The sequence below is a fragment of the Corynebacterium sanguinis genome (assembly GCF_007641235.1).
Taxonomy (GTDB): domain Bacteria; phylum Actinomycetota; class Actinomycetes; order Mycobacteriales; family Mycobacteriaceae; genus Corynebacterium; species Corynebacterium sanguinis.
This window is the reverse complement of the sequence record NZ_CP038157.1, coordinates 1,556,715-1,582,565: the sequence shown is the minus strand read 5'-3', so window position 1 is coordinate 1,582,565 and position 25,851 is coordinate 1,556,715. Positions and strand designations below refer to the sequence as shown.

The 25,851-nt window shown below is 67.3% G+C and carries 22 protein-coding genes; 3 read left to right on the top strand and 19 right to left on the bottom strand.

Going from position 1 to position 25,851, the window contains the following annotated elements:
- Nucleotides 1-7: 7 nt before the first annotated feature.
- The 4 genes from E3227_RS07670 to lspA form a co-directional block, all read right to left on the bottom strand.
- Complete coding sequence (locus E3227_RS07670) at nucleotides 8-1,528, bottom strand: efflux RND transporter periplasmic adaptor subunit (RefSeq protein WP_144318085.1); 1,521 nt, start codon at nucleotides 1,526-1,528, stop codon at nucleotides 8-10.
- Nucleotides 1,529-1,712: 184 nt separating this feature from the next.
- On the bottom strand, nucleotides 1,713-2,285 hold the full coding sequence (locus E3227_RS07665; protein ID WP_144318084.1) for a hypothetical protein: 573 nt from the start codon (nucleotides 2,283-2,285) through the stop codon (nucleotides 1,713-1,715).
- On the bottom strand, nucleotides 2,282-3,208 hold the full coding sequence (locus tag E3227_RS07660) for an RluA family pseudouridine synthase (protein ID WP_136651523.1): 927 nt from the start codon (nucleotides 3,206-3,208) through the stop codon (nucleotides 2,282-2,284). The genes E3227_RS07665 and E3227_RS07660 overlap by 4 nt, the downstream gene beginning before the upstream one ends.
- A complete protein-coding gene (lspA, locus tag E3227_RS07655; protein WP_425456919.1) occupies nucleotides 3,198-3,644 on the bottom strand; it encodes a signal peptidase II in 447 nt (148 codons plus the stop codon). Before lspA ends, E3227_RS07660 begins: the two co-directional genes overlap by 11 nt.
- 166 nt (nucleotides 3,645-3,810) lie before the next feature.
- Here lspA and E3227_RS07650 point away from each other — a divergent pair, with 166 nt between their 5' ends.
- The gene (locus E3227_RS07650; protein WP_144318083.1) at nucleotides 3,811-4,728 is read left to right on the top strand and encodes a DUF6263 family protein; all 918 of its coding nucleotides are present in this window, start codon (nucleotides 3,811-3,813) and stop codon (nucleotides 4,726-4,728) included.
- A gap of 1 nt (nucleotide 4,729) precedes the next feature.
- Nucleotides 4,730-6,415, top strand: a complete 1,686-nt coding sequence (locus E3227_RS07645) for an ABC-F family ATP-binding cassette domain-containing protein (protein WP_144318082.1) — start codon at nucleotides 4,730-4,732, stop codon at nucleotides 6,413-6,415.
- A gap of 214 nt (nucleotides 6,416-6,629) precedes the next feature.
- Here the strand turns inward: E3227_RS07645 and E3227_RS07640 are convergent, their stop codons facing one another.
- Entirely contained in the window at nucleotides 6,630-7,232 is a 603-nt protein-coding gene (locus E3227_RS07640) for a WKL family lipoprotein (RefSeq protein WP_136651519.1), read from the bottom strand.
- Nucleotides 7,233-7,318: 86 nt separating this feature from the next.
- Here E3227_RS07640 and E3227_RS07635 point away from each other — a divergent pair, with 86 nt between their 5' ends.
- Complete coding sequence (locus E3227_RS07635; RefSeq protein WP_144318081.1) at nucleotides 7,319-8,251, top strand: asparaginase; 933 nt, start codon at nucleotides 7,319-7,321, stop codon at nucleotides 8,249-8,251.
- Here the strand turns inward: E3227_RS07635 and E3227_RS07630 are convergent.
- From E3227_RS07630 to mraY, 14 genes are all read right to left on the bottom strand, one after another.
- Nucleotides 8,248-9,621, bottom strand: a complete 1,374-nt coding sequence (locus E3227_RS07630; RefSeq protein WP_144318080.1) for a DNA polymerase IV — start codon at nucleotides 9,619-9,621, stop codon at nucleotides 8,248-8,250. The genes E3227_RS07635 and E3227_RS07630 overlap by 4 nt on opposite strands.
- A gap of 76 nt (nucleotides 9,622-9,697) precedes the next feature.
- Nucleotides 9,698-12,886 carry an isoleucine--tRNA ligase gene (ileS, locus tag E3227_RS07625; protein WP_144318623.1) on the bottom strand — a complete coding sequence of 1,063 codons (3,189 nt, stop codon included), beginning with the start codon at nucleotides 12,884-12,886 and terminating at the stop codon, nucleotides 9,698-9,700.
- Between the two features lie 327 nt (nucleotides 12,887-13,213).
- Nucleotides 13,214-14,131, bottom strand: coding sequence for a DivIVA-like cell division protein Wag31 (gene wag31, locus E3227_RS07620; protein WP_144318079.1), 918 nt, complete (start codon nucleotides 14,129-14,131; stop codon nucleotides 13,214-13,216).
- Nucleotides 14,132-14,353: 222 nt separating this feature from the next.
- Nucleotides 14,354-14,662 carry a YggT family protein gene (locus E3227_RS07615; RefSeq protein WP_136651514.1) on the bottom strand — a complete coding sequence of 103 codons (309 nt, stop codon included), beginning with the start codon at nucleotides 14,660-14,662 and terminating at the stop codon, nucleotides 14,354-14,356.
- Between the two features lie 101 nt (nucleotides 14,663-14,763).
- Nucleotides 14,764-15,243, bottom strand: a complete 480-nt coding sequence (locus tag E3227_RS07610) for a cell division protein SepF (RefSeq protein WP_136651513.1) — start codon at nucleotides 15,241-15,243, stop codon at nucleotides 14,764-14,766.
- A gap of 40 nt (nucleotides 15,244-15,283) precedes the next feature.
- Nucleotides 15,284-16,000: a YggS family pyridoxal phosphate-dependent enzyme gene (locus E3227_RS07605; protein WP_144318078.1), complete on the bottom strand. Its 717-nt coding sequence runs from the start codon at nucleotides 15,998-16,000 to the stop codon at nucleotides 15,284-15,286.
- A complete protein-coding gene (pgeF, locus tag E3227_RS07600) occupies nucleotides 15,993-16,748 on the bottom strand; it encodes a peptidoglycan editing factor PgeF (protein ID WP_144318077.1) in 756 nt (251 codons plus the stop codon). Before pgeF ends, E3227_RS07605 begins: the two co-directional genes overlap by 8 nt.
- 205 nt (nucleotides 16,749-16,953) lie before the next feature.
- Nucleotides 16,954-18,183: a cell division protein FtsZ gene (ftsZ, locus tag E3227_RS07595; protein ID WP_136651510.1), complete on the bottom strand. Its 1,230-nt coding sequence runs from the start codon at nucleotides 18,181-18,183 to the stop codon at nucleotides 16,954-16,956.
- A gap of 153 nt (nucleotides 18,184-18,336) precedes the next feature.
- Nucleotides 18,337-19,002: a cell division protein FtsQ/DivIB gene (locus E3227_RS07590; RefSeq protein ID WP_144318076.1), complete on the bottom strand. Its 666-nt coding sequence runs from the start codon at nucleotides 19,000-19,002 to the stop codon at nucleotides 18,337-18,339.
- 3 nt (nucleotides 19,003-19,005) lie between these two features.
- Nucleotides 19,006-20,457 (bottom strand): UDP-N-acetylmuramate--L-alanine ligase, encoded by a 1,452-nt coding sequence (gene murC, locus E3227_RS07585; protein WP_144318075.1) that lies wholly within the window; start codon nucleotides 20,455-20,457, stop codon nucleotides 19,006-19,008.
- Nucleotides 20,458-20,506: 49 nt separating this feature from the next.
- Nucleotides 20,507-21,586 (bottom strand): UDP-N-acetylglucosamine--N-acetylmuramyl-(pentapeptide) pyrophosphoryl-undecaprenol N-acetylglucosamine transferase, encoded by a 1,080-nt coding sequence (locus tag E3227_RS07580; protein WP_144318074.1) that lies wholly within the window; start codon nucleotides 21,584-21,586, stop codon nucleotides 20,507-20,509.
- Between the two features lie 18 nt (nucleotides 21,587-21,604).
- Nucleotides 21,605-23,173, bottom strand: coding sequence for an FtsW/RodA/SpoVE family cell cycle protein (locus E3227_RS07575; protein WP_425456895.1), 1,569 nt, complete (start codon nucleotides 23,171-23,173; stop codon nucleotides 21,605-21,607).
- Between the two features lie 144 nt (nucleotides 23,174-23,317).
- Nucleotides 23,318-24,745, bottom strand: a complete 1,428-nt coding sequence (gene murD, locus E3227_RS07570; protein WP_144318073.1) for a UDP-N-acetylmuramoyl-L-alanine--D-glutamate ligase — start codon at nucleotides 24,743-24,745, stop codon at nucleotides 23,318-23,320.
- A complete protein-coding gene (gene mraY, locus E3227_RS07565; protein WP_144318072.1) occupies nucleotides 24,742-25,851 on the bottom strand; it encodes a phospho-N-acetylmuramoyl-pentapeptide-transferase in 1,110 nt (369 codons plus the stop codon). Before mraY ends, murD begins: the two co-directional genes overlap by 4 nt.

The window sequence follows — 25,851 nt, the reverse complement described above, 5'->3', positions numbered from 1 at the left end:
CACGGGCCTACCCCTTGTTCTGGGCGCTCGTGGTGGGAGCGGGCGCGGAGCTGGCTCGGGCCTGGGCGACCTCGTCGGGATTGAAGTTCGGGTCGACCACGGCGACGGTGTCGCCGAGCTTGTCGCGGTACTGATCGGGCCAGTTGATCACGATGTCACCCTGCTTCAGGTCGCCGCCGGTCACGGCGACGTCGACCTCGTTGGCCGCGCCGGTTTCCACCGTGCGCTCTTCGACGGTGCCGCGCTTGTCGCCCTCGTCAGTGCTCAGCACGAGGACCTTATTCGTCCCGGCGTCGTCGTAGACCGCGTCGAGGGGCACGGACAGCGAGTCTGGGGTTTCTTCCGTGATGATTTCCGCTCGCGTGCTGCCGCCGAGCAGCAGCCCTTCCTTATCACCCGTGACCTCGATGTCAACGGGGAACATCACGGAGGCGTTGGCCTGCTGGTCGCCCTCTCCCGGCGCGCCAACGGGCGAAATCCATGACACCCGGCCCGCGAATTCCTTGGGACCCGTCGCGGTGCTCGTGAACGTGACGCGGTTACCGGTCTTGATGTTGGGCATATCCACCTCTCGCACCTGGGTGCGGATCAGCAGCCGCGAATCATCGACGATGGTCAGCAGCTTGCCCTGGGGCACGTCGCCTTCTTTGACGTCAACGCTGGTGACCAGACCGCCCATCGGGGCGTAAACAGTTGCGGACTGCACCTGGTATTCCAGGGCACCGTCACCGGTTGCATTGCTCGCCATTTCGGCCTGACGCCACGCCGATTCGGCCTGACGCTTGAGCTGATCGCGCTCCTGGGCGGCCTGGGTGCGCGCGACGTCAAGCTGGGCGTAGGCCTCGCGCAGTGCGGCTTCGGCCTGGGCCACGCTGAGCTGGGTTGCCACCTGCTGCTGGGCCTGGGCGGCCTGCTCCTGCTCAACGATGCGCTGCTGGATCAACTGCTGCTGTTCAGGGGAAGGAACAGGCACCGGCACCGGGACTGGAACCGGCTGCGGCGCGGGGTGCGGCGCGCCACCGGAGCTGATGTCGCCGATAAAGCGCTTGATCTGGTTGACCGAGGCGTCCATGGCGACAGCGCCCTGGCCAGCGACGGCTGCGTCGTAAGCCGCCTGGGCCTGGTTCACGGCGGATTGCGCCTGGGCGATCGCGGGGTAGGTCCCGCGGTTGATCTGGTCCCGCACGGCGTTGAGCTGCGCCTGGGCCGCTTCCGCCGCCTGTACCGCATCCGCCTGCGCGTTGGCCTGCTGCTGCTGTTGCTGAGCAAGCTGGGCTTCCGCGGCGGTGGAGTTCATGTCCAGCAGGAACTGGTCCACGGCTACGCGGTCGCCGGCGGCCACAGCAACGTTTTCCACCTCTGTTTGCAGCGGGGTGGTCAAGTTCATCGTGCGGGCTGGTGAGATGTTGCCGTTGACAACGATGCTGTTGGTGACGTCGTCTTCGCGCACGACGGTGTAGTCACCGGCGGCCAAGCCGTTTTTCTTCTTCTCATCCCCACCAGCACCGCACGCCGTGGCGAAAAGCAATGAGGCGACCGCAAGTGCGGTCGCTGCTTTTGCCCTCCCGAGGCCCCGCTTCCGACCGGGCCGCGCGGTCGTGCGGTCACGGGATGTGTCGATTCCGGGGACGGAAACCAAAGCTGCTCCTCACAGGGCGTGTGAACTCCAACTCGAAAAACTATACACGCCAGCGCGACATGCTTCCTGGGCGTTAAGTAGACATTGGTGAAACGTAAGATGAAGGCGCTGCGTCGAAACTGTGAGGTCGCACGGGTGAAATCCCGAACGCGCCGACGCGCGCGTCCGGCGGCAGAGCTTCCACAGCGAAAACGCTGCTGTCCGCGGCGATGTCGCGCAGCACCGCGGGCGCATCCTTAACCAACACCGACTGCGGGGAGTCGGCCACGTCGAACCCCGCGGCGCGCGCCCGGTCGGCCTCGTGGGTAAACACCTCAGCGCGGCTGCGCCCCGCCACGGGCTCCGGTATTGGGCGCGGGGGCGCACCTGGAAACACCACCGCGCTGACGCGTCGCACAGGCTCCACCACGCCCGCCGCCTCGGCGGGGCTGAGCTCGCCTTGGAAGGACACAAGCGCCCACACAGCCTCCTCGCCCTCGCTTATCGACGCCCGCGCCCGCGCCACATACTCCTGAGGCGACTCCCTCTGCTCCATGCCCAGCTGGTCGCCCTGGTACGTCGGCGCGGGCTGCGCCGCAACCCCCAGCGCCCACAGCCCCGCCACTAGCGCAACGACCAGCAGGGCAACTATTGCGATGCGTCTCACGCGCGCAGCACCTCGAGCGCGTGGGCGAGATCGGCCGGGTACGGGGATTCAACCTCCATGAAGTCGCCGGTGCGGGGGTGGATGAACCCGAGCTTGGTGGCGTGCAGCCACTGGCGGATCAGCCCGACGCGCTTGGCCAGGTTTGGATCCGAGCCGTACATCGGGTCGCCAACGCACGGGTGGCCCACGGCGGACATGTGCACGCGGATCTGGTGAGTGCGGCCGGTTTCTAAGCTGATCTCCAGCAGGCTCGCCTCGCGAAACGCCTCGACGAGCTCGTAGTGCGTGACCGCGTGGCGCCCGTCCGAGGTTACGGCGAACTTCCACCCGGAGGAGGGGTGGCGCCCGATTGGGGCGTCGATGGTGCCCACGATCGGGTCAGGCAGGCCCTGGACCACGGCGTGGTAGGTCTTCGACACCGTGCGCTCCTTAAACGCGCGCTTGAGCACCGAGTAGCCCTGCACGCTGTTGGCCACCACCATGACCCCGGAGGTGCCCACGTCGAGGCGTTGGACGATTCCCTTGCGCTCGGGCGGGCCGGCGTCGGGAAGCGGAAAGCCCATCGCCGTGAGACCGCCGACGACGGTGGGGCCCTCCCAGCCCAGCGTGGGGTGCGCGGCGACGCCGACCGGTTTGTCCACCGCGATCACGTCGTCGTCGCTGTAGATGATGCTCAGCCCGTCGACGAGCTCGGCCTTCGGCGCCGGGGGCTTCTGCGGCTCGGGCAGCGTGACTTCGAGCAGTGCGCCGGCGCGCACGCGGTCTGACTTGGCGACCCGGGAGGCGTCGATAAGCACGCTGCCCTCGGCGACGAGCTCGGCGGCGACGCTGCGCGAGAGCCCAAACAGCTTCGACACCGCCTGGTCCACCCGCATCCCATCGAGCCCCTCCGGCACGGGTAGGGCGCGGAACTCACCGCCCATGCGCGTTCTTCCTCTCGGCGGCGAACACCGCCAGGACGAACACGATCACACCCACGGTGATCGAAGCGTCCGCGATGTTGAACACCGCGAAGCCGCCCACCGAGATGTAGTCCACAACGTGGCCGAACCAGAAGCCGGGCTCGCGCAGCAGGCGGTCGATGAGGTTGCCCAGGGCGCCGCCCGCGATCATGGCCAGCCCCAGGGCTTCCCATCGGTCCTTGATGCGCGGCGCGGCAATCAACGCGCCCACCACGAACGCCAACTGGATCGTGGTGAACAGCCAGGTTGAATCCTGCCCCATCGAAAACGCCGCGCCGGGGTTAAACAGCAGGTACAAACGGAACCAGTCGCCGATCACGGGCACGGGCTCGCCCGGGGTCAGCATGCTCAACATGAGCTGCTTGACCACCTGGTCGATCGAGGCGATCGCCAGCATGATGCCCACGATGTACCAGGTCCACCGCGCGCGGGGGCCACTTTGCACGTTCACGTTGTCCTCCATCGCCTGACAACTTTAGCCGTGCACGGTGCGGTAAGTTCAAAGGGTGATAGTAAAGCGTCGACTCCTCGCAGGGGCCCTCACCGGGATACTCGCCAGCACCGTGGCGCTGACGGGCTGCAGCCGAGGTGAGCCCGATCCCGTCGCTGACGTGCCCGCTTTCGCCCCGGATGCCCCCAGCGTCACCCTCGTCGAGGCCGGCGCCGACCCGCGCCCGCTGCGGTTCGACGACACGGGCGACACGGGCGACACCGAACCGTGGGAGACCGAGGTGCGCGTCTCCGGCGGAATCGACCAATCCGTGCAGGCCACCAGTGCTGTGGAGCAGCAGGCCCCGGCGGGCGGCGACGTCAACCGCGTGACGCTGCCGCTGAGCGTGACCGCGCAGCCCGCCCCGGCGCCAGGCAGCGGTGAGAACGACGCGGCGCGGCGCATCGACTTCACTGTCGGGTCCGGCTCGCACTCCGACCTCGCCTTCGGCCAGGAGGTCGCCACCGCGGAAGGGTTCCTCATGAGCTGGCGTGCCGACGCCGCGGGGCGCGTCGATACGCTCAAGCTCTTGGCCCCGCCGGAATCTTCGTCGACCGGCCGGCAGATCGTTGAGTCTTCCCTGCTCACCCTGGCCTCGACCAACGTGGTCTTCCCCGCCGAACCCGTCGGTGTGGGCGGGTCGTGGACGGTGACCAACCGCATCACGGGCGACGCCAGCATGCGGCGCACCACAACCTACACCGTCACCGCTCTTGACGGCGACACCGTCACCTTGGACGTGACTGTGGACGAGCGCCCCACGCAGCAGGAGGTCACCATCGACAACGAGGTCGCCGGCGAGCTCAACGGCGCGACCCTGACCGTCGACGCGGCGTCGACCACCTCCGAAGGCGAAATCACGGTCGACCTTCGCCGACCTCTGCCCGTGGCGGGCGCCGTCAAGGCCACCACCCGCGTCGTGTACGCCGGCCCCCAGGCCGAGACGCGCGTTGTCCAGGACATCACCAGCGCCGTCGAGTACGGGGGTTAACATGGTCGCGCCATTGCACATCGGCCTGGACGGCATCTCCTTTTCCTACCCCGGCGGCCACCGCGTGCTCACCGACATCTCGTTCGCTGTGCCCTCCGGCTCGGTCACCGGGCTCATCGGGGAAAACGGCGCGGGCAAATCGACGCTCCTCGGCGTGATCTCGGGCGAGCTTCACCCCGACGCAGGCACGCTGGTCACTCCGCCGCTGACAGGGTTCATCGCCCAGGAAACCTCCCTGCCGTTTACCGAGCCAGCTTCGTCGCTTATCGACGCCGCCGTCAACGAACTGCGCCTCATCGAACGCGACATCACGGAGTTCGCCGAGCGCATGGCCAGCGAGCCGGACAACGATTCACTCGCCGCCTCGTTCGACCGCGCCCTCGCCCGCGCCGAGAACTCCGGGGTGTGGGAGCTCGACGCGCGCATCGCGACCGTATTGGCTGGGCTGGGCCTTGCCAACGTTTCGTTGGCGACCCCGCTGGGTGAGATGTCCGGTGGCCAGCGTCGCCGCTTCGCCCTGGCGACGCTGCTGCTGCGCCCCGTTGACGCGATGGTGCTTGACGAGCCAACCAACCACCTCGACGACGAGGCCGTGGACTTTCTCATCGACGAGCTGCGCGCGTTTGACGGCCCCGTGCTCGCTGCCTCCCACGACCGCTTCTTTCTTGATGCCGCCTGCGACGGGCTCGTCGACCTCGACCCCTCGCTCGGGGCAGAGGGTGGCTTCGGTGAGAGCACGCGCCAAGGCGCGCGCTTTTCCGGATCCTTCAGCGACTACCTGGCGGCGCGCCACGCCCGCCGCGTGCGCTGGGCCAGCGACTACGCCGCCCAGGAGCAGGAAAGGACGAGGCTGGCGGCCGCGGCCCAGCAGAGTGCGGATGATGTCTTTCATTCCCACGAGAACAAAACGGAGTCGCGGATCGCGGCTAAGTTCTACGCCGACCGCGCGGCCAAAACGGTCGGCAACAGGCGTCGTTCCGCCGAAAACAGGCTCGAGGCCCTTGAGCGCTCCGAGATCCCCGCGCCCCCAGCGCGGCTTGAGTTTCGTGGCCTGCCGCCGCACACGGTGACCAGCCTCGGTCTGCCCGCGGTGGTGGCCAAGCAACTCAGTGTCGCCGACCGCCTCGCACCCCTGGATGTGAAGGTGCAGCCCGGCGACCAACTGCTGGTGGAGGGACCGAACGGGTCCGGTAAATCCACGCTGCTGAAGATCCTTGACGGCACCTTGTCCGACTACGGCGGCGAGCTAATCATGCCCGAGGAGATGACGATCGCGAGGCTTGAGCAGGACGACTCTTGGCCGGACCTGACGCGCAGCGCGGAGGACGTTTTCGATTCCCTCGTGCCCGACGGCACACCCTCGCTGGTCAGCCTCGGGCTGATGAACGAGGAGCAGGCGGCGACACCGCTCGAGGACCTTTCGTTGGGCCAGCGCCGCCGCGTCTCCCTCGGGGTCATCCTCGCCTCTCCTCCAGACTTGCTGCTGTTAGACGAGCCCACCAACCACCTCTCCCTGGTTCTCGCAGAAGAGCTCGAGGTCGCGCTCGCCGATTTTGAGGGCACAGTGATTATCACCAGCCACGATCGGTGGCTGCGCAGGCGGTGGCGCGAGCGCATTAGTAAGGGGGACTCGCGCGCTCGGGTGTTGACGCTGTCCACGATGTGGACGGATGAGGTGTGGCGTTAGTTTCTTGGGTGGTTGGTGACAAAAGTTGCAACCCCACTGCAGCATTTGCCATTTCCCAGGTCGCTTTTAGGGGCCGTGCAACATTTGTCACTCGTGGGCGCAGGGCCTCGCCCTAGACGCGAGGTAGTGACAAAAGTTGCAACCCCGCTGCAACATTTGTCATTTCCCCAGGTCGAATCTAAGGGTTGTGCAACATTTGTCACTCACATGCGCTCTACAGCGCCGGTGCCTCCGCAGGAGCAGGCGCTTCAGCAGGAGCAGGCGCTTCAGCCGGAGCCTCAGCAGGCGCCTGCGCCGGTGCCGCCTGGCACATCGCCGGGATCTGCTCCGGCGGCAAGGTGTGGGTCACCAGCGTGCAGGCCCAGGTCTGGGAGAGCTTCCAGTTGCCGTCCTCGAAGACGAACTCGACGTTGTCGGCAAGCTCGGTGGCCTGGTTCGGCTGGGTAAAGCTCACGCTCGCGAGCACGGTGTTCGGCTCGTAGCCAGGCAGGACGGGGTCGACGACCTGGAAGTTGGCGCCGGATTCCTGCTGCGACTGGGCCATGACGTCGAACAGTTCGGGCGCGGTCTGGCCACCCTGCACCGTGTTGACGCGCTCTTCCATCGGCAGGTTGGGGTCGGTTGCTCGCATGAGCACGCCGTTGAGCTCAGCGGCGGTGGGAAGCTGGGCCGCCGGAGCTGCTTCGGCGGATCCCGGGGCGGATGCCGTGGTGGCCTGGGTGGTGGTGGGGGCGGTTTCCCCGTCGGTTGAGCATGCTGCCAAGCTCAGGGCCGCGCCGAAAGCTGCGACAGCGGCGGTGAGTTTCCTTGCATTCACTTTGTCTCACGTCTCCTTCATACGGGTGTAACCTTGCCGAGGTTACCGTTTAATAACAACAAACCCCAACCGACACTCTGGTAAACATGACTCTTCCCCAGCCCGGCGAGCCCTTCGTCCTCGTCATCGCAACCGGCGGCACAATCGCTTGCACCACCGATTCCTCGGGCGCGCGCGTGCCCACGCTCTCCGCCGAAGAACTCGTCACCTCCTGCGACGCATCGGAACCCACCCGTGTCTACGACTCGGTGCTCCTTGACTCCTCTTCTATGGGGCTCGGGGACGTCGATACGCTCATTGCGCTCGTGAGCCTTGCGCTTGACGACGCGCTCATCTCCGGCATCGTGATCACCCATGGCACCGACTCCATGGCGGAAACGGCGCTCGCGCTCGACCTGGTCCAGCGCGACCCGCGGCCCGTGATCCTCACCGGCGCGCAGCTGCCCGCCGACCACCCGCACGCCGACGGGCCCGCCAACCTGCGTCGCGCCATCGAGATGGCCGCCGACCCCCTGGCCCGCGGTCGCGGCGTGACCGTGCATTTCGGCGGCGACAGCCTCGCCGCCCGCGGTCTGTACAAGCACGACACCGATAACCGGCGCGCCTTCGCGCTCACCGCCCCGATGACGCTGCCGCGCCCCGCCGCCGTCGACCCCGCTCCCCTGGCCAGGTTCAACGTGCCTATCCTGCGGGCGTGGCCCGGCGCGGGCCCCGAGCTCGTCGACTTCACCATCGACAGCGGCGTCGACGGCATCGTCGTCGAGGCGCTCGGCTCCGGCAACGTCTCCGAAGAGATGGGGCGCGCGCTGGTGCGCGCCGCCGAGGCGGACATTCCGGTGGTGATAAGCACCTCCGTGCCGTCCGGCGAAGTCAGCCTCGCCTACGGCGGCGGTGGCGGCGGTGCGACACTCGCGCAGCACGGGGTGCTCTCTGCCGGCTGGCTGCGCGCAGGCCAGGCGCGCATGGCACTGCTCACGGCGCTGGCCACGGGCACCGACCCGCGGGCGCTGCTGGACTAGCCGCCTTCCTGCCCCAGCCACTCGTCCCAGGCCAGGGAGTCGATGGGGTCGGCGGGCGTGAGGAGGGAGTCGTCGACACGCAGGCTCACCGCACGGCCCGGGCCCGTCGCCCTGGTCTCGAAACGCACGGTGACCCACCCGTGCCCGGTGCCCTGGATCCAGCCGTGGCCGTACTCGGGGTGGTAGACGTCTTGCGTGGCGCGCCAGCCTAAGGGGGCATCCGTCACCGTGGCGTGCACCGGCTCCGCGTAGTCGCTGACCCCGACCTCGACATCGGAGGTGACGCTGCCTGCGGAGATCACCTGGTCAAGCTCGGGGAACAGCACGTCTTGCAGCGCGTCCTCCAGCCCGGAGTATGAGACCCCGACGAGCCGGATCGGCCCAACTTCCTCGGGGTAGCGCACGAGTTTGAAGGCGGTGGCAAGAAGCGTTTCGGCGTCGTCGGTGGCGTACGGCAGCGTGGCCGAGCGCGACTCGATACGAAAGTCGGCCATGCGCAGCTTCACGCTGACGGTGCGCGCCCCGCGGCCGTCGTGAAGCAAGCGGCGATGCGACTCGGCCGCCGCGCGCTTGAGCGCCTCGTCCACCTGTGGCGGGGTGGTCAAATCCTGCGGGTAGGTGTGTTCCGAGGAGATCTGCTTCGCCTCGGCGCGCGGCGCGACCTCGCGGTTGTCGATGCCACGCGCCAGGCCCCACAGCTGCTTCGCCACCGCACCGCCGAGCGCGATCTCTACCTCGCGCTCGCTGAGCGCCGCGAAGTCGCCGATCGTCTCGATCCCCACCGACGCGAGCTTCGCCTCGGTCACGGGCCCCACGCCCCAGAGCTGGTTGACGGGCAGCGGGTGCAGGATTTCCAGCTGCTCCTCGCGCGGGATGACAAACACCCCATCCGGCTTCGCCAGCCCGGAGCCGATCTTGGCGTACTGCTTGCCGGAGCCCGCGCCTATCGACGACGGCAGCCCCGTCTCCTGTTTAATCTCCGCGCGCAGCCGGTTCGCCCATTCACGGATGTCGTCGGGGCTCGCGTCCGCGAGCTCGGCGGGTTCCATAAAAGCCTCGTCGATGGAGAGCTGCTCGACGACGTCCACGTGGCGCGCGATCACCTCGAACACCCGACGCGACGCCGTGGTGTACACCGCCCGGCGCGGGGCGACAAGCACGGCTTTTGGCCCGACGAGCCGGGCCGCGCGGTGGGTCGGCATCGCCGAGCGCGCGCCGTACTTGCGCGCCTCGTAGCTCGCGCCAGCGACCACTCCCCGACCGCTCACGCCGGCGACCAGCACCGGGCGCCCCTTGAGCGTCGGGCGGGTGAGCTGTTCGCAGGACGCGTAAAACGCATCCATATCGATATGCAACACCCAGCGCGACATGATCCCAGCTTAAACGCAGGCCTTCACCCTCAACCCGAAACGCTGCAACCTGCGCCGGGTTGAGGGGGAAGCGAACCTAAGCGTTCTTCGCCACCGTAGCGCTCACACCCGCGACGACCTCGTGCTCGAGCGCCTCACCCTCGACCACCTCGAAGGAGGTAGCCAGTGTCTCGGCGGCGATGTGCTCTGCGTGACGACGCGCCCACTCATGCTTGTCCCCTGGCACGCTGAGCACAACGGAGATGCGGTCGGAGACCTCGAAGCCGGAGGCCTTGCGCGCGTCCTGCAGGCCGCGGATGACGTCCGCCGCCCAGCCCTCGGCCTCGAGTTCCTCGGTGACGGTGGTGTCGAGCACCACGAGGCCGTCGACGCCGGTGAGGGCGTCGATACGCGCCGTGGACTCGGGGTTAACGGCGACGAGCCGCTCGGTGTAGAGCTCAGGGGTGAGCACGATGTCTCCGTCCACCACGACGTTGTCGCCCTGGCGTTCGTAGTTGCCCGCCTTGACGCCCTTGATCGCGCGCTGCACATCCTTGCCCAGCTTCGGACCCGCCACCTTCGCGTTGACAACAACCTCGAACGAACCGGCGGACGCGACGTCGTCGGTCAGCTCGACCTCCTTGACGTTGACCTCGTCGCGGATCGCGGCCGCGAAGTCGGCGAGCCGCGCCGACTCCGGCAGGGCGACGGTGAGCTTCGGCAGCGGCAGTCGGTTGCGAAGCTTGTTGGCCTTGCGTACCGACGACGCCGCGGAGCACACCGCGCGCGTCGCGTCCATCGCGGCCACAAGCGAAGCGTCGGCCGGGATCTCCTCGGCGCGCGGGTAATCCGCCAGGTGCACGGAACGCCCGCCCGTCAGGCCCCGCCAGATCACCTCGGTGATGTACGGCAGAAGCGGTGCGGTGACCCGCGTGAGTACCTCGAGCACCGTGTAGAGCGTGTCGAAGGCCTCCGGATGCGCCTCCTGGCCCTCCCAGAAGCGGTCGCGGGAGCGCCGCACGTACCAGTTGGTCAGCGTGTCGGCGAACTGGCGCACCTCGTCGCAGGCGTCGGCGATGCGGGTATCGCTCAGCGCCTGGGCGACACCCGCGACCAGGTCGTGGGTCTTGGCCAGGATGTAGCGGTCGAGCACGTTGTCGGAGTCGACGGACCAGCGCGCCTCATGCGAGGAGTAGAGCTGCAGGAAGCTGTACGCGTTCCAGATCGGCAGAAGCGCTTGGCGCACACCGTCGCGGATGCCCTGCTCGGTGACAACGAGGTTGCCGCCGCGCAGGATCGGGCTGGACATGAGGAACCAGCGCATCGCATCCGAGCCGTCGCGGTCAAAGACCTCGTTGACGTTCGGGTAATTGCCCTTCGACTTCGACATCTTCTGCCCGTCGGAGCCCAGCACGATGCCGTGCGCGACGACCTTCTTAAACGCCGGGCGGTCGAACAGCGCGGTGGACAGCACGTGCTGGACGTAGAACCAGCCGCGCGTCTGGCCCGAGTACTCGACGATGAAATCGGCGGGCTGGCGCGCGTCGTGCTCGGCGACGTTCTCAAACGGGTAGTGGTACTGGGCAAAAGGCATGGAGCCGGATTCGAACCAGCAGTCCAGCACATCCGGCACGCGGCGCATCGTGGACTTACCCGTCGGGTCATCCGGGTTGGGGCGGGTCAGCTCGTCGATGTAGGGGCGGTGCAGGCTTTCCGGGCGCACACCGAAGTCGCGCTCGAGCTCGTCGAGGGAGCCGTAGACGTCGACACGCGGGTACTCGGGGTTGTCGGAGACCCACGCCGGCACAGGCGAACCCCAGTAGCGGGTGCGCGAGATGTTCCAATCGCGCGCGCCCTCGAGCCACTTACCGAACTGCCCGTCGCGGATGTGCGCCGGGATCCATTCGATCTCCTGGTTCAGCTCCACCATGCGGTCACGGAACTGGGAGACCTTGACAAACCACGCGGGCAGCGCCATGTAGATCAGCGGCTCGCCCGAGCGCCACGAGTGCGGGTAGGAGTGCACGATGGTTTGGTCGCGCACGACGCGGCCCGCTGCCTTCAGGTCGCGGATGATGTCGCGGTTAGCGTCGAAAACGAGCTTGCCCTCGTATTCGGGCACCAGCGATGTGAACTTGCCGTCGGCATCGACGGGGATGACCAGCGGGATCGAGTACTTCTCCGTGGTGGCCATATCGTCCTCGCCGAACGCGGGAGCCTGGTGGACCACACCGGTGCCGTCTTCGGTGGTGACGTAGTCGGCGGTGAGCACCATGAACGCGTTGGCGGTGTCGGCGAAGTAGTCGAACACGGGCGTGTATTCAAGGCCTTCGAGCTGCGCGCCGCTAAACGTGGCCACGACTTCGGCGTCCTCGCCGAGCTCCTTCGAGTACGCGCCGACCAAGTTGCTGGCGAGCAGCAGCGTGGCGCCGACAAAGCCCTCCGCGCCCGTGGAGCCGACGCGCACGAGGGAGTACTCGACCTCGGGGCCCACAGCGAGCGCCAGGTTCGACGGTAGCGTCCACGGCGTGGTGGTCCAGGCGATGGCGGCGGCGTCGTGAAGCTCGGGGTGCTCGGCCCACGTCTTCTCGGCCTGGTAACCCGCGCGGGCGCCGGTAAACGGCATGGTCACGGTCACTGTGGGGTCTTGGCGTTCGCGGTAGGCGTCGTCAAGCCGCGTCTCCTGGTTCGACAGCGGCGTGTGCTCGGCCCAGGAGTACGGCAGGACGCGGAAGCCCTGGTAGATTAGGCCCTTGTCGTAGAGCTCCTTAAACGCCCACATGACGGACTCCATGAAGTCCAGGTCCATCGTTTTGTAGCCGTTTTCGAAGTCGACCCAGCGCGCTTGGCGGTTGACGTAGTCTTCCCACTCGCTGGCGTAGTTCATCACGGACTTGGCGCAGTACTCGTTGAACTTCTCCAGGCCCATGTCCTCGATCTGGGCCTTGTCCGTGATGCCGAGCTGCTTTTCCGCCTCCAGCTCGGCGGGCAGGCCGTGGCAGTCCCAGCCGAACACGCGCGGCACGTGGTGGCCGGTCATCGTGCGGTAACGCGGCACGATGTCCTTGACGTAACCCGTGAGCAGGTGCCCGTAGTGGGGCAGGCCGTTGGCGAACGGGGGCCCGTCGTTAAAGACGTATTCCTCGCAGCCTTCGCGGCCTGCTAACGACGCCTGAAACGTGCCATCCTCATCCCAATACGCACCAACGATGCGCTCCATCTCCGGGAAGCTACTGCTGCCGCCCGTCATATCGACCTTGGGGTACACCCCGCCGACGTCAACCATACGACCTACTCCTTCACTCACGTTTAATGCCTTGACGTTGCAGGGACGCGGGCAACCGCGCGGTACCACCCTGCTTGAGGCCAGCGAACTGACCCCCACTTCGTTTGTGGTGAAGGAAGTGACGTCTTCCCGGTGACGTCCGGTTCTACTGGGCCGACCCCGTAGGGTGCGGCTGTTCTTCCGGAAACGCTCCCCGGTGATGGCCGGATCAACGCGTGCGTTCGATGCGCGTTAAGTTCAACGCATCGGCGACGTGGTTTATTCTAGCGCAACGAAACGCACCCCCTGACCCGGGTGAGGGTCAAGGGGTGCGCGTGGGCGTAAGTCTTACTTCTCGCCAGCGTCGCCGCTCGGTGCGGAGGTCGAGCGCGACTCGAGCTCCTCGAGCTGGGACTGCAGCAGCGTCTTCAGGCGCGTGCGGTACTCGCGCTCGAAGGTGCGCAGTTCAGCGATGCGGTTTTCCAGAGCGGCCTGCTGCTGCTTCACCGTGTTCATGATCTCGGTGTGCTTGCGCTCGGCGTCAGCCTGCAGCTTCTGGGCCTTCTCCTCAGCCTGGCGGACCTGCGCCTCAGCACGGGAGTTGGCGTCGTTGGTGGTCTCGTCGGCCCTCTTCTCGGCCTCAGACACGAGCTGCAGGGCACGGGACTCAGCGGCGCGGGTGGTCTCGTTCGCCTTGGACTCGGCCTCCTGCAGCTGGCGCTCAGCGGCACCGCGGGCCTCGTCGAGCATGGAGCGTGCCTCAGCCTGCGCGTCGGAGGTGAGGCGGTCGGCCATCTCTTGGGCGAGGCCGAGGACCTTCGCAGCCTGAACATGGGTATCGGCAGAAGCCTCTGCCTTCGGCTCTGCAGTGGCAGCAACGGTGCTTGGCTGGCTGCGGTTGGAGCCAGCCTCCCCTGCCTGCTTGCGAGCGCGTTCAGCGTCCTCGCGGGCGGAGCGTGCCTCAGCCTCGGCGGCGCGGACCTTCTGCTCGTACTCGGCGCGAATCTCGGCCTCGATGTCGGCGCGGAGGGCCTTCTCATCGACCTGGGGGGCGGCAGCAACCGGCGCGGAGGGAGCCTGCGTGGCTCCACCGCGGCTGAGCTCCTCCACCTGGGCGCGCAGATCGTCGTTCTCGTCCAGAAGCTGGGCGAGAGTGTCCTCTACGAGGTCGAGGAACTGGTCAACCTCGTCCTCGTTGTAACCCCGCTTGCCGATCGGAGGCTTGTTGAAAGCGACTTTGTGCACGTCTGCTGGAGTCAGCGGCATTAGAGTTCCCTTCGCGTTAATGTCAGGCCCACAAGTGTGAGCGGGCGGGTGCTCCCCCAAAGAAAAGGAACGCCCTGAATAAAAGTACGTTTTGTATTGTGTTGACACGCTAAGTGTATCCGAAGCACACCCACGTCAATACATTTATACCCTCAATCTACCGTGGACGTTGACCTGTTGCACGCCAAGCGCCCCACAGCGCCCGAAAAAGTACCCCCACGCTTAGCGCAAGAACGGCATCACGAGCAGCGCCTGGACGCCAACCTGAAGCAGCATGAGGATGAGGAACAGGGCGATCACACTGATGTCGATGCCAATGCCGTTGCCCATCTGCAGCGGCGGGATGAGTCGGCGCAGCGCTTTGACCGGGGGATCCGTCGCCACGAAGATGTACTCGGCCGCGACCATGAACCAGCGCGGCGGATCGAAGTGCTTGGAAAACGACTGGATCATCTCCACGATGATGCGAATAACCACCATGAGGGAATAAAGCCCGATGAGCGCCACAAGAATTGATCCGAATAAAGCCACGTGTAGCAGCCTACCTGTGCTGCCCCGAGAGCACTAATGCCCCTTCCCTCACCCGTAACGGGTGTCAGAAGGGGCATTGACCTGCTAGCAGCGGGCGAACGCTAGCGCAGGTGCGCCGCGCGCTCGAGCTCGCCCTCGGAGATGTGCGAGCCTTCGGGAACGATGGCGAACACGCGGCGATCAGTCGCCATACCCTTGGTCAGGTTGTGCATCTTGCCGCGCAGCGCGAAGCACAGGCCAGCGGCGAAGTCGACGAGACGCTTGGCGTCGGCTGCGTCGAGGTCGGTCAGGTCCATGATCACGGCGTCGCCGTCACGGAAGGGCTCGCCGATCTCGCGGGCGTCGTTGTAGCTGCGGGGCACAGCGTTGACCAGCGCCGAGGTGTGGACGCGGGTGGAGCCGTACTCACGGGTGTGCGGGGCGTCGTAGGCGCGCGGCTCGCGCTCCACACTGGTCTCGCGGGCGTATCCGGCGCCCGCCGCAGCGTAGCGCGGCTCGTCGTAGTAGTAGGCCTCGTCTGCGTCGTTGACGTCCTGGACTCCGAGGCCGAAAAATTCCTTGGCGTTGCCGAGAATTGACATAGGTTTGGTGCTCCTGCAGGTAGTTGCCGTCCGTTGAGGGCTAGCCTACGGGCCGGGCGCCAAACACCCCGGTTCCGACACGCACGATGTCGGAACCGCAGGCGATCGCTGTCGCGAAGTCCCCGGACATGCCCGCGGACAGGTCCATGGGACGCCCGATGCGGTCACCCAGGGCGTCGGCACGCTCGCGCGCGCCCGTGAACACCGCGGTCTCGTCCGAACCGAGCGGCGGGACGACCATGAGCCCGCCGAGCTCGATGTGCGTCGCCGCCTCAATGGCGTCCGCCACCTCGTCGAGGCCCTCGTAGGCGACGCCGCCGCGGGCCGTGTCGCCGTCGGCGGAAACCTGCACCAGGCAGCGCAGCCGTGTGGATGTGCGGTCGCCGCGCTCGAGCGCCAGCTCCATGCCGCGGTCGAGCCCGGTGGCGAGTCTCACCGAGTCGACGGAATGCACCTCCGCCGCCCACCGCGCCACGGCGTTGGCCTTTTTCGACTGGATCTGGCCGATCATCGCGATCCGCACACCCGCACCCGCCTGCACCAACTCCTCGGCCTTGGCGCGCGCTTCCTGCTCGCGGTTCTCCCCCACGAGCTCCACGCCGAGCTCACCGAGCACCGCGATATCGGCCACCGGGTGAAACTTGGACACCGGGATCAGCCGCACGCTGCCCTCGGTGCGCCCAGCAGCCGTGACCGCCTCGCTGATCTGGGCGCGCACGCGCTCAAGGTTTGTGGCCAGCTCGTCTTTTCTATCCATCGCTTTCTCCCGTCAACCAGATCACACCGGCCTGGCGGCCTGTCGTGCCCTCGCGCCGGTACGAAAAGAAATCCTCATCGGCCACGGTATCGCGCGGGTCCGCGTCGATGTGGGTGACCCCCATCGACATCAGCTGGCGCACCAGCCCGGCGCGGATATCCAGCCCACTCGTTCCCTGTGGCGTTGTCACCCGAGAGCCAGGCAGCTGCTTCTCGACGTCCGCAGCCATGTCACCGGGCACCTCGTACGACTCCCCCGCCGCCGCGGGCCCCAGCAGCGCCTGGATGTTGCGCGGGGATGCGCCCAGCCCCACCATGGCGTCGACCGCCTTGCGCACAATGCCGTTGCGTGCCCCGACGCGGCCGGCGTGCACCGCGGCGATCACCCCCGCGGCGTGGTCGGATAAAAGCACGGGCACGCAGTCGGCGACCAGCACGCACAGGGCAAGGCCGGGCGTGATGGTGACCAGGGCATCGGTCGCCTCCACGGGCTGTGACTGCGGGCCATCGACGACGGTGACGGTGTTGGTGTGCAGCTGCTCCATCCAAACAAGTCGCTGCGGATCAAGCCCGAGGACGCGCGCTAAGCGCGCGCGGTTGTCGGCGACGGCGTCGGGGGCATCGCCAACGTGCTCAGCAAGGTTGAACGATGCGTACGGGGGCGCCGACGCCCCGCCAGCACGGGAGGTAAACACCATGCGGACGGGGCGCTCGCTCACGCTGTGGGGATCAGATGTGGCGTTTCGCATACGGTCCAGGCTAGTGGGACGCGGCGGGTAATGCCTGCGTGGCTGGTCGTCTCACCCGGTGCGCGGCAGCGCATGGGCCACTGCGCAATGTCTACTGCGCAATATGGCCACACAGGCCTGACGCGACCTGCGGGTTCGCCGGCCCGGCGTCGTAAAATGCGCAGTCCATACTGCGCGGAGGCCCCCCGAACCCGCAGCCGCCTACTTACTGCAGGAAGTCGGGGACGTCGACGTCGTCGTAACGCGGCGCGCGGCGCTCCTCGCGCTCGGTGAACAGGCCGGTGCGGCGCTCCTCGTAGCGGTGGCGCGGCTGGCGCGACTCGCTGGTGCGGTCGTAGTCACTGGTCGGGGCGTCGGCGCTGCGGTCGTCGAAAAGCGAGCCGCGCTGCGGCGCCGGTGTAGCAGTCTCGGAGGCGGGCTCCGGCTCAACGGTCACGGCGCGAGTCGAACCCTCCGACTGCGGCTGCTCGGCGTCGGGGCGCACGTTGGCCTTCTCGTCGAAGCCGGTCGCGATGATGGTCACGCGCACCTCGTCGCCGAGGTTGTCGTCGATGATCGTGCCGAAGATGATGTTGGCGTCATCGTCGGCCTTCTCCTCGACGATGGAGGCGGCGTTGTTGACCTCCATCAGTCCCAGGTCGGAACCGCCGGCCACCGAGATGAGAACGCCCTTCGCGCCCTCCATCGTCGCCTCCAGCAGCGGCGAGTTAATCGCCTGCTCCGTGGCCGCCATGACGCGGTTGTCGCCGCGGGCGGAGCCGACGCCCATGAGCGCGGAACCGGCGTCGGCCATGACGGAGCGCACGTCGGCAAAGTCGACGTTGATCATGCCGGGGATGGTGATCAGGTTGGTGATGCCCTGCACGCCGTTGTAGAGCACCTCGTCGGCGGCGCGGAAGGCTTCCATCATGGACAGTTCGGCGTCGCCAAGCTGGAGCAGGCGGTCGTTGGGGATGACGATGACGGTGTCGCAGACCTCTTTGAGGTTGGCGATGCCCTCCATGGCCTGGCGGGTGCGACGCTTGCCCTCAAACGAGAAGGGGCGGGTAACAACGCCGATGGTCAGCGCGCCCATCTTCTTAGCAATCCCAGCGACGACCGGGGCCGCGCCGGTGCCGGTGCCGCCGCCCTCGCCGGCGGTGACGAACACCATGTCGGAGCCCTTAAGCGACTCCTCGATCTCCTGCTTGTGATCCTCTGCGGAGGTGCGGCCGACCTCCGGGTTCGCGCCCGCGCCGAGTCCACGGGTAGCCTCGCGACCGATGTCGAGCTTGGTGTCGGCGTCGGTGAACAGCAGCGCCTGGGAGTCGGTGTTGACGGCGACGAATTCGACGCCTTTCAACCCTTCCTCGATCATCCGGTTGACGGCGTTGACGCCGCCGCCACCGACTCCGACGACGCGGATCATGGCGAGGTAGTTAGCGGGAGATGTCATGGGGGGTGTCTCGCCTTTCAGGTAACTCTTGGTTCATGGGCCTTACGTGGTCTCCATCATGGGCGAGAAATTGCACTTTTGATGTTTTTAGGCCGGCGTGTCACTACCCTAAACCTTTACTTTAGGGTTTTAACCTGGGGTTTTGCCGCGCCCCTAGCGCACCGTCACCTGCTGCGGGTTGGAAATGTTGAACTCCTGGCCCTCGCGCTGCAGCACGGTCTCCAGCGCCAGCGCCTTGTTGGCGTTGTTTTCGCTCGCCCCCCACACCACGGTGCGGCCGTCCTTGAGCTTGAGAACAAACGTGTTCGGGCTGCGCGCCTCAATCGAGGCGACTGCCTCGCGGCTCGGCCCGCTTATCGACGACACCACGCCCATCGCTCCGGACAGCGCGGCGCCGTCTCGAGCCGCCGCACCGGTGATCTCCACCGCCCCGGCGGGCGGGTCGTCCACGGCGAACACCTCCCCTTGTGCGTTGATCAGGTGGCTGCCGTCGGGCTCGGCGACAAAGGCCACCGCGGTATGCTCCACCAGCTCTATCTTGATCTTCGACGGCCACGACCTGGTGACCGTCACGCTTTCGACCCACGGGAGCCCCGCCACACCGACGGCCGCGTCGTGGGTGTTGACCGCCCCGATCGGGGTACCGTTGACAATCCCTGTTGCAGCTTCGACCTCCTCCGGGCTCAGCTGCACCGCGCCCTCAACGGCGATCTCTTCGACCGCGAATACCTGGGTGCGCGGCAGGACTACAGCGGCGATCGCAATGAGGATTGCCGCGACCACGGCCCCTATGAGAATGCGGCGTTGTAGGCGAGCCATTGTCTAGCCCTCCCCGAGCGTGGCGAGGATGTCGTCGCCAAGCAGCGTGACTGTGCCCGCGCCCATCGTCAGCACGAGGTCACCAGCCTGCGTGATCCCCGCGATCGTGGACGGGGCGTGGGAGAAGTTCGGTTCGTACACCGTTCTCGCTGAAACTTCCGGATCCATCTGGTCGATGATGATGCGCGAATCCACCCCCTCGACGGGTTCCTCGCGGGCGCCAAAGATGTCGAGGAGCACCACGGAGTCGGCCAGCGAGAGCGCGGCGGCGAACTGCTGCGCAAACGCGATGGTCCGCGAGTACAGGTGCGGCTGGAAGCACGCCACAACGCGGCCCCCCTGGCCCGCGGCGCGCACGGTGTCGCGCGCGGCGGTGAGCACCGCGGTGACCTCGGTGGGGTGATGCGCGTAATCGTCGTACACGCGCACTCCCGCGAAGCGCCCGCCCGTGATCTCGCCCTTGAGCTCGAAGCGGCGGCGCACGCCGGTAAAGCCAGTCAACCCCTCGGCCAGCTTGTCCGGGTCCGCCCCGACGAGCGTGCACGCCAGCAGCGCCCCGGCCGCATTGAGCACCATGTGGTGGCCCGGGATGCTCAACGTGTAGCGCACCGTGCGGCTGACACCCCCGACGCTGAGCTCAACCTCGGCCGAGGTCGCATCCGAGGTGGTGATCACGGCCGCCGCCTCGATATCCGGGTAGCGAGACGCCGCGGCGGCCGTGCCGTACCCGACCACGGTGACGCCGCGGGCGCGGGCGCGCTGCCCGCAGGCGGCCGCGTTGGCGTCATCCAGGCACACCACGAGGTGGCCGCCGGGCTGGATGCGGTCGGCGAAGCTGTCGAAAACCTCGAAGTACTTCTCCGCCGTGCCGAAGTAGTCCAGGTGATCCGGCTCGATGTTGGTGATCACGGCGACGTCCGGCTTGTAGCGCAGCAGGGAGGCGTCGGACTCGTCGGCCTCGGCCACGAACACCTCGCCCGCACCCTGGTGGGCGTTCGTGCCGGCGAGGTTGAGCTGGCCTCCGATGGCGAACGAGGGGTCCTCGCCCGCCGCCTGCAGCGCCACGACCGACATCGACGTCGTCGACGTTTTCCCGTGCGTCCCCGCGAGCAGCAGCTGGGTCGAGCCCTCCATCAGCTCCGCGAGCAGGTCAGAGCGCCGAATCACGGGGATCGACTCCTCGGCGGCGCGCATCAGTTCCGGGTTGTCCTTCGGGATCGCCGCGAAACTGGTCACCACCACCGTCGGCAGCTCCCCCGCGAGCTCGAGGTTGCGCCAGTCGTGGCCGACCGCAATCGTCGCGCCCTGGGTGCGCAGCGCCTGCACCGGGCGCGAGTCTTTCACATCCGACCCCGTGACCACCGAGCCGCGGCGCAGCGCGATGTGCGCGAGCCCGGACATGCCGGCGCCTCCGATTCCGATGAGATGGACGCGTGACAGGTCGATGCTGGGCATCGGCAACCTCCCGGGTAGGTAAACGTTAACGGTGCTGTGGGGGTGGTGGTTAGCGGGGTGATCTCGCGGAACGGACAGTGCGCAGCGCCAGCTCGCGCGCGACGTCGCCCGCGCCGGAATCCTTCAACGAGGCCCGCATTTGCTCCAAGCGCTGCGGATCGCCGAGGATGGCATCGACCTCGTGGATCAGCCGCTCGGCGCTGAGGTCGGCGTCGTCAATGCGCGCGGCGGCGCCCATGTCCACAAGGTGGGCGGAGTTGAGCCCCTGCTCACCGTTGCCGTGCGGCAACGGCACGTAGATCGCGGGAAGCCCGGCGGCGGAGTTTTCCGCCACGGTCATCGCCCCCGAGCGGCACACCACGAGGTCCGCGACGGCGTATGCCTGCTCCATCGCGTCAATGTAGGGCACGGCCGTGTAGTGCTCGTGCGCGGCGGGCGCGTCGTTCTTGCGCCCGTAGGCGTGAAGCACCTGCCACCCCTTCGCCGCGAGCGTATCGACGGCCCCCGCAAGAGCAGCGTTAATGCTTACCGCGCCCTGCGATCCCCCGGTGACCAAAATCGTCTTCCGGCCCGGGTCCAGGTTCCACATCTTGTAACCGTGCTCGGCCTTGGTGCCGTCCGGGTCGCTGCCCACGCCGGGGCGAACGGGAATGCCCACGACCTCGCCCGGCATCCCGGAACCCGCCACCGCGTTGAATCCGGTGCCGCCGAGGCGCACCCCGAGCTTGTTGGCCATCCCGGCCAGCGCGTTGGTCTCCAGTACAAAGAACGGCAGCCGCAGCGACGCCGCGGCCAGGTACGCGGAGGCGGCGACGTAGCCGCCGGTGCCGAAGACCACGTCCGCGCCGACGCGCTTGAGCGCGGACCGGGTCTGGTACACGGATTTGGCCAGCTTGAACGGCACCCCCGGCAGAAGCCACGGTGTGGAGCGCGGGATCGGCACCGGGTCGATCAGGTTGAGCTCGAAACCGCGCGACGGGACGATGGCCGTCTCCAGCCCTTTCTCCGTGCCGAGTGCGGTAACAAAGGCACCGAACTCATCGCGCAGCACCTCCCCCACCGCCAGGGCGGGTTCGATGTGTCCGGCGGTGCCGCCACCGGCGACGACGACGCTTAGCTTCTCAGCCATACGGCGGGGGACTCCCTTCTAGCTGGCGCGGCGGTCTCCGCGCCAGGAATTGTCTCTGCGGACATCGTAGCGCGGGCGCTCCGGGGCGCGGACACCCGCAGCGGGGCGCTGCACCGGGCGCTGCATCGGACGCCGTGACACCGGCGGGCGCGCGGTGACCGGGTCGCCGTAGCGCTCGCGGTGGCCGGCGCTAGCGCGCTGCTCGGGACGGCGCGCCTGGGGCTTGGCAAGCTGGCCTGGGGACTTCGGCTCGCCGATGCCCAGGATCCGGTCGAACGCGGGGCGGCCGTAGTTCTGCATGGATGAGACCGCGTCTGGCTCGTGGCGCGCCACCGAGGCGAGGATTCCCATCGCGGCCAGTGTGATCACCGCGGAGGTACCACCTGCCGAGAGCATGGGCAGCTGGATGCCGGTCACGGGCAGCAGACCCAGCACGTAGGCGATGTTGATAAACGCCTGGGACACCACGCCCGTTGTCAGCGCCGCGGCGAGCAGCGCCTGGAACTGGTTCTGGGCGCGGCGCGCGGCGCGCAGGCCGAAGAACGCCAGCAGGCCGAACAGGATGATTACCAGGGCGCCGCCCCACAGGCCCAGCTCCTCGCCGATGACGGCGAAGATGAAGTCGTTGCGCGCCTCGGGGAGGTAGAACCACTTGGCGCGTGATTGGCCGAGGCCGACGCCGAACAGGGAGCCGTCGGCAAGCGATAAGTAGCCCTGGTGGGACTGGAAGGCGGTGTCGCGCGTGTCCTCGAAGCGGCCGAAGAGCGCGTCGAAGTAGACGTGGAAGCGGTCGGAGCGGTAGCCGCCGGAGAGGAAGACGAACACCATGCCCACCATCGCCACCGCCGCGGCGGCGCCGATGAGGCGCCAGGAGATGCCAGCGAAGAGCAAGATGAAAGCGACGACGACGGAGAACGACACCGCCATGCCGTAGTCGCCCTGCAGCCCGATCAGCCCGACGCAGAGGATGGCTACGGCGATAAACGGCGCGAAGCCGTTGTCCAGCTTGGAGGGGCGGGTGTAATCCTTGTTCGCGAGCACGCTCGCACCCCAGATGGCGATGGCGACGCGCGCCAGCTCAGAGGGCTGAACGCTGATCGGGCCGAAGACCAGCCAGGACTGCGACCCCACCTCATCGCGGCCGGTGCCGATGGGGGTGAGCACGACGATCAGTAGCAGCACGGCGACAATCATGATCACGTGGGCCAGGCGGCGCAGCCGGTCCGGGGGCATCTTCAGCATGATCCAAAAAAGGAACAGGCCGCCGGCGACCATGACGGTCTGGCGCAGTGCCTGCGACCACACGGATGCGGACGAGGCGAACGACGATGCCATCGAGGAACTGAGCACCATGACCACGCCGAGGCCGGTCAGGACCAAAACGATCGTCCGGATCAGGGTGTAGTCCGTCAGCGCGCGCGAATCCATTGCCGCCTGGGTGCGGCGGATCAGTCGCGCCAGACCCGACTGCTGGCCGGGCTGGTCCGCCGAGGCGGGCTTGCGTTGCGTGGGGCGCTGGGACGTGCGCGGTCCCAGTGGCGCTGCCTCGCGTGGGTGCCGCGGGCGCCCGCCTCGAGTTGTCGTCATAAAAGCTGCCCCTTCGCCTTCTTGTGCTCTCCGTTGTCGCATCAGTTGCTGTCGTTTCCCGCCTTCGGCGGCGAGATATTCACTACAGTCACATTAGCCCCCCAAAGCACTCCAGCGACAGTAGCAACACGGGGTGCAAATGAATTACACGCAGTGTCTCATTGCAGCCGCGGCAAATTCGTCGCCACGCGCAGACATCCCGGAAAACATATCCAAGCTCGCCGCAGCCGGGGCCAGCAGCACCGTGTCCCCCGGCAGGGCCTGCTCGGCGGCGAAACGCACGCACTGATCCATCGCCTCGGCCGGGTCCGTGGACTCGCTCACGAACACCGGCACGCCGGGCGCGTGTCGACGCACGGCCTCCAGCACAATCTCCCGGTCCACGCCGAGCATCGCCACAGCCCGAAACAGGTGAGCGTGCGTTGCGACGAGCTCATCGACGCTCGCGCCTTTGAGCTGGCCACCCGCAACCCACACCACGGTGCCGGGCTCGCCGGCACCGGCAAGCGCGGAGTCCGCCGCGTGGGGGTTCGTCGCCTTGGAGTTATCCACCCACCTGACCCCGTTCGCCTCGTGCACGACCGCGCCGCGGTGGCCCTCGATGCGGTAGGACCGCAGGCCGTCGTCAATGCGTTGCGACGACACCCCCTGGGAGACCGCAACCGCCGCGGCCGCCAACGCATCGAGCACGCCAGCGATCCCGGCTGGCTCAATGCCCGTGACCGAGGCGAGGTCCTGCAGCTCGGCGCCGCTGTTGAAAACCAGCCTGTGGCCGATCACGCCCGCCTGGTTCGGGCCCGGCTCACCAAGGGTGAAACCAATCACGTCGTCCCTTCCGGTGCGCGCCGCGAGGCTCGCTACCTCCGCGTCATCGACGCCCGCGACAGCAACCCGAGCGCGCAGCACCTTTGCCTTCGCCTGCGCGTACGCGGCAAAGGAACCGTGCCAGTCGATGTGGTCATCGGCGAGGTTGAGCAGCACGCCCGCGTCCGGAACGAGCTGATGCGACCAGTAGAGCTGGAAGCTCGACAGCTCGGCGACGAGGACGTCGACCCGGTGGGCGTCGACAAGCGCATCGCTCACCGCGACCCCGATGTTGCCGCAGGCCTGGGCGCGCAGGCCCGAGTCCTTGCTGGCCTCGCCCATGATGGAGGCGAGCATGCCCGTCGTCGTGGTCTTGCCGTTTGTTCCCGTGACCACGAGCCAGGTGCGCGGGGACCCGAACACGCCGGCGCGGTCGAGGCGGAAGCACAGCTCAACGTCGCCGATGACCTCCAGGCCCGCGTCCTGCGCGGCGACGAGCAGCGGTGAATCCGGGCGCCACCCCGGCGACGTCACCACGATAGAGACCTCGTCGAAAAGCTCCGTTGCGTCGGCGGTACTGACCGCTCTCGCGGAGGTTTCCCCGGCGACTTTCTCGCGGTTGGCCGGGTTATCGTCGGCCACGACGCACGTCACGCCGACCGCATCCAGCAGTCGCGCGGCGCCGAGGCCCGAAACGCCAGCGCCGGCGACAAGGACACCGCCGCGCAGTGCTTCAGGGACCAACGCGGTCTCGACGGGTGCCGTCATGGCATGGTCACCCCGACCTTGGTCAACCACTCACCGTAGAACAGCGCCAAGCCGGTGGCCACGGACATCGCCGCAATCAGCCAAAAGCGAATCACCACGGTCTGCTCCGCCCAACCGCCGTTTTCAAAGTGGTGGTGGAACGGCGCCATGCGGAACACGCGCTTGCCTGTCGCCTTGAACGACACGACCTGGATCACCACAGAGGCGGCCTCCATGACGAACACCGAGCCGATGATAACCATGAGCAGCTCCGTCTTGGAGGTCACCGACAGGCCCGCGACCAAACCACCAAGCGCGAGCGATCCAGTATCGCCCATGAAGATCTTCGCGGGGGAGGCGTTCCACCACAGAAATCCCATGCAGGCGCCGAAGCCGGCCGCAGCCAGCACCGCCAAGTCGAGGGGGTCGCGCACGTCGTAGCAGCCGGGGCCCGGCGCGGCGGAGCAGGAGTTGCGGAACTGCCAGAACGTCACGCCCGTGTACGCAGCCATCACCAGCGACGTGGTTCCCGCGGCCAGGCCGTCGAGGCCGTCGGTGAGGTTGACGGCGTTGGACCAGGCCGCGAGCAGGAAGTAGATGAAGACCAGGAACATGATCACGCCCACGACGCCGCCGACGGCCGCGAAGTTAATGGTGTTCATGTCGCGGACGAAACTCAAGTTCGTTGACGCCGGGGTCTGGCCGTTCTCGTCGGGAAACTGCAGCACCAACAGGCCGAAAGCGAGCGCGATGCCCAACTGGGCGACGAGCTTCGCGGTCTTGTTCAGGCCGAGGTTGCGCTTGAAAAACAGCTTCATGCCATCGTCAGCGAACCCGACGGCGCCGAGTGCCAGGGTCAACCCCAGCACGATGAGGCCGGTGGCGGAGAACACGCGGTGGCCCGTGAACATCGACCACAGCCCCGACGCGACATAACCCAGGGTGATCGCCAGCAGGATGGCGATACCACCCATCGTCGGGGTGCCGCGCTTGCGCGCGTGCGACTTCGGGCCGTCCTCGCGGATCTCCTGGCCCATCGCGCGGCGGTTGAAGTAGCGGATCAGTAGCGGCGTGACAAAGATGGCCACAAGGAACGCGACGGCTCCCGCGATGAAAATCTGAACCAT

Coding starts and splice junctions, on each gene's coding strand:
- mraY (WP_144318072.1), bottom strand. CDS start 25,851: ATGGTTCAGATTTTCATCGCGGGAGCCGTCGCGTTCCTTGTGGCCATC.
- E3227_RS07610 (WP_136651513.1), bottom strand. CDS start 15,243: ATGTCAATTCTCGGCAACGCCAAGGAATTTTTCGGCCTCGGAGTCCAG.
- E3227_RS07575 (WP_425456895.1), bottom strand. CDS start 23,173: ATGACGACAACTCGAGGCGGGCGCCCGCGGCACCCACGCGAGGCAGCG.
- pgeF (WP_144318077.1), bottom strand. CDS start 16,748: ATGCGAAACGCCACATCTGATCCCCACAGCGTGAGCGAGCGCCCCGTC.
- E3227_RS07645 (WP_144318082.1), top strand. CDS start 4,730: ATGGTCGCGCCATTGCACATCGGCCTGGACGGCATCTCCTTTTCCTAC.
- murC (WP_144318075.1), bottom strand. CDS start 20,457: ATGCCCAGCATCGACCTGTCACGCGTCCATCTCATCGGAATCGGAGGC.
- E3227_RS07635 (WP_144318081.1), top strand. CDS start 7,319: ATGACTCTTCCCCAGCCCGGCGAGCCCTTCGTCCTCGTCATCGCAACC.
- wag31 (WP_144318079.1), bottom strand. CDS start 14,131: ATGCCGCTGACTCCAGCAGACGTGCACAAAGTCGCTTTCAACAAGCCT.
- lspA (WP_425456919.1), bottom strand. CDS start 3,644: ATGCTGGCGATCGCCTCGATCGACCAGGTGGTCAAGCAGCTCATGTTG.
- E3227_RS07605 (WP_144318078.1), bottom strand. CDS start 16,000: ATGGATAGAAAAGACGAGCTGGCCACAAACCTTGAGCGCGTGCGCGCC.
- ftsZ (WP_136651510.1), bottom strand. CDS start 18,183: ATGACATCTCCCGCTAACTACCTCGCCATGATCCGCGTCGTCGGAGTC.
- E3227_RS07630 (WP_144318080.1), bottom strand. CDS start 9,621: ATGTCGCGCTGGGTGTTGCATATCGATATGGATGCGTTTTACGCGTCC.
- murD (WP_144318073.1), bottom strand. CDS start 24,745: ATGACGGCACCCGTCGAGACCGCGTTGGTCCCTGAAGCACTGCGCGGC.
- E3227_RS07580 (WP_144318074.1), bottom strand. CDS start 21,586: ATGGCTGAGAAGCTAAGCGTCGTCGTCGCCGGTGGCGGCACCGCCGGA.
- E3227_RS07660 (WP_136651523.1), bottom strand. CDS start 3,208: ATGGGCGGTGAGTTCCGCGCCCTACCCGTGCCGGAGGGGCTCGATGGG.
- ileS (WP_144318623.1), bottom strand. CDS start 12,886: ATGGTTGACGTCGGCGGGGTGTACCCCAAGGTCGATATGACGGGCGGC.
- E3227_RS07590 (WP_144318076.1), bottom strand. CDS start 19,002: ATGGCTCGCCTACAACGCCGCATTCTCATAGGGGCCGTGGTCGCGGCA.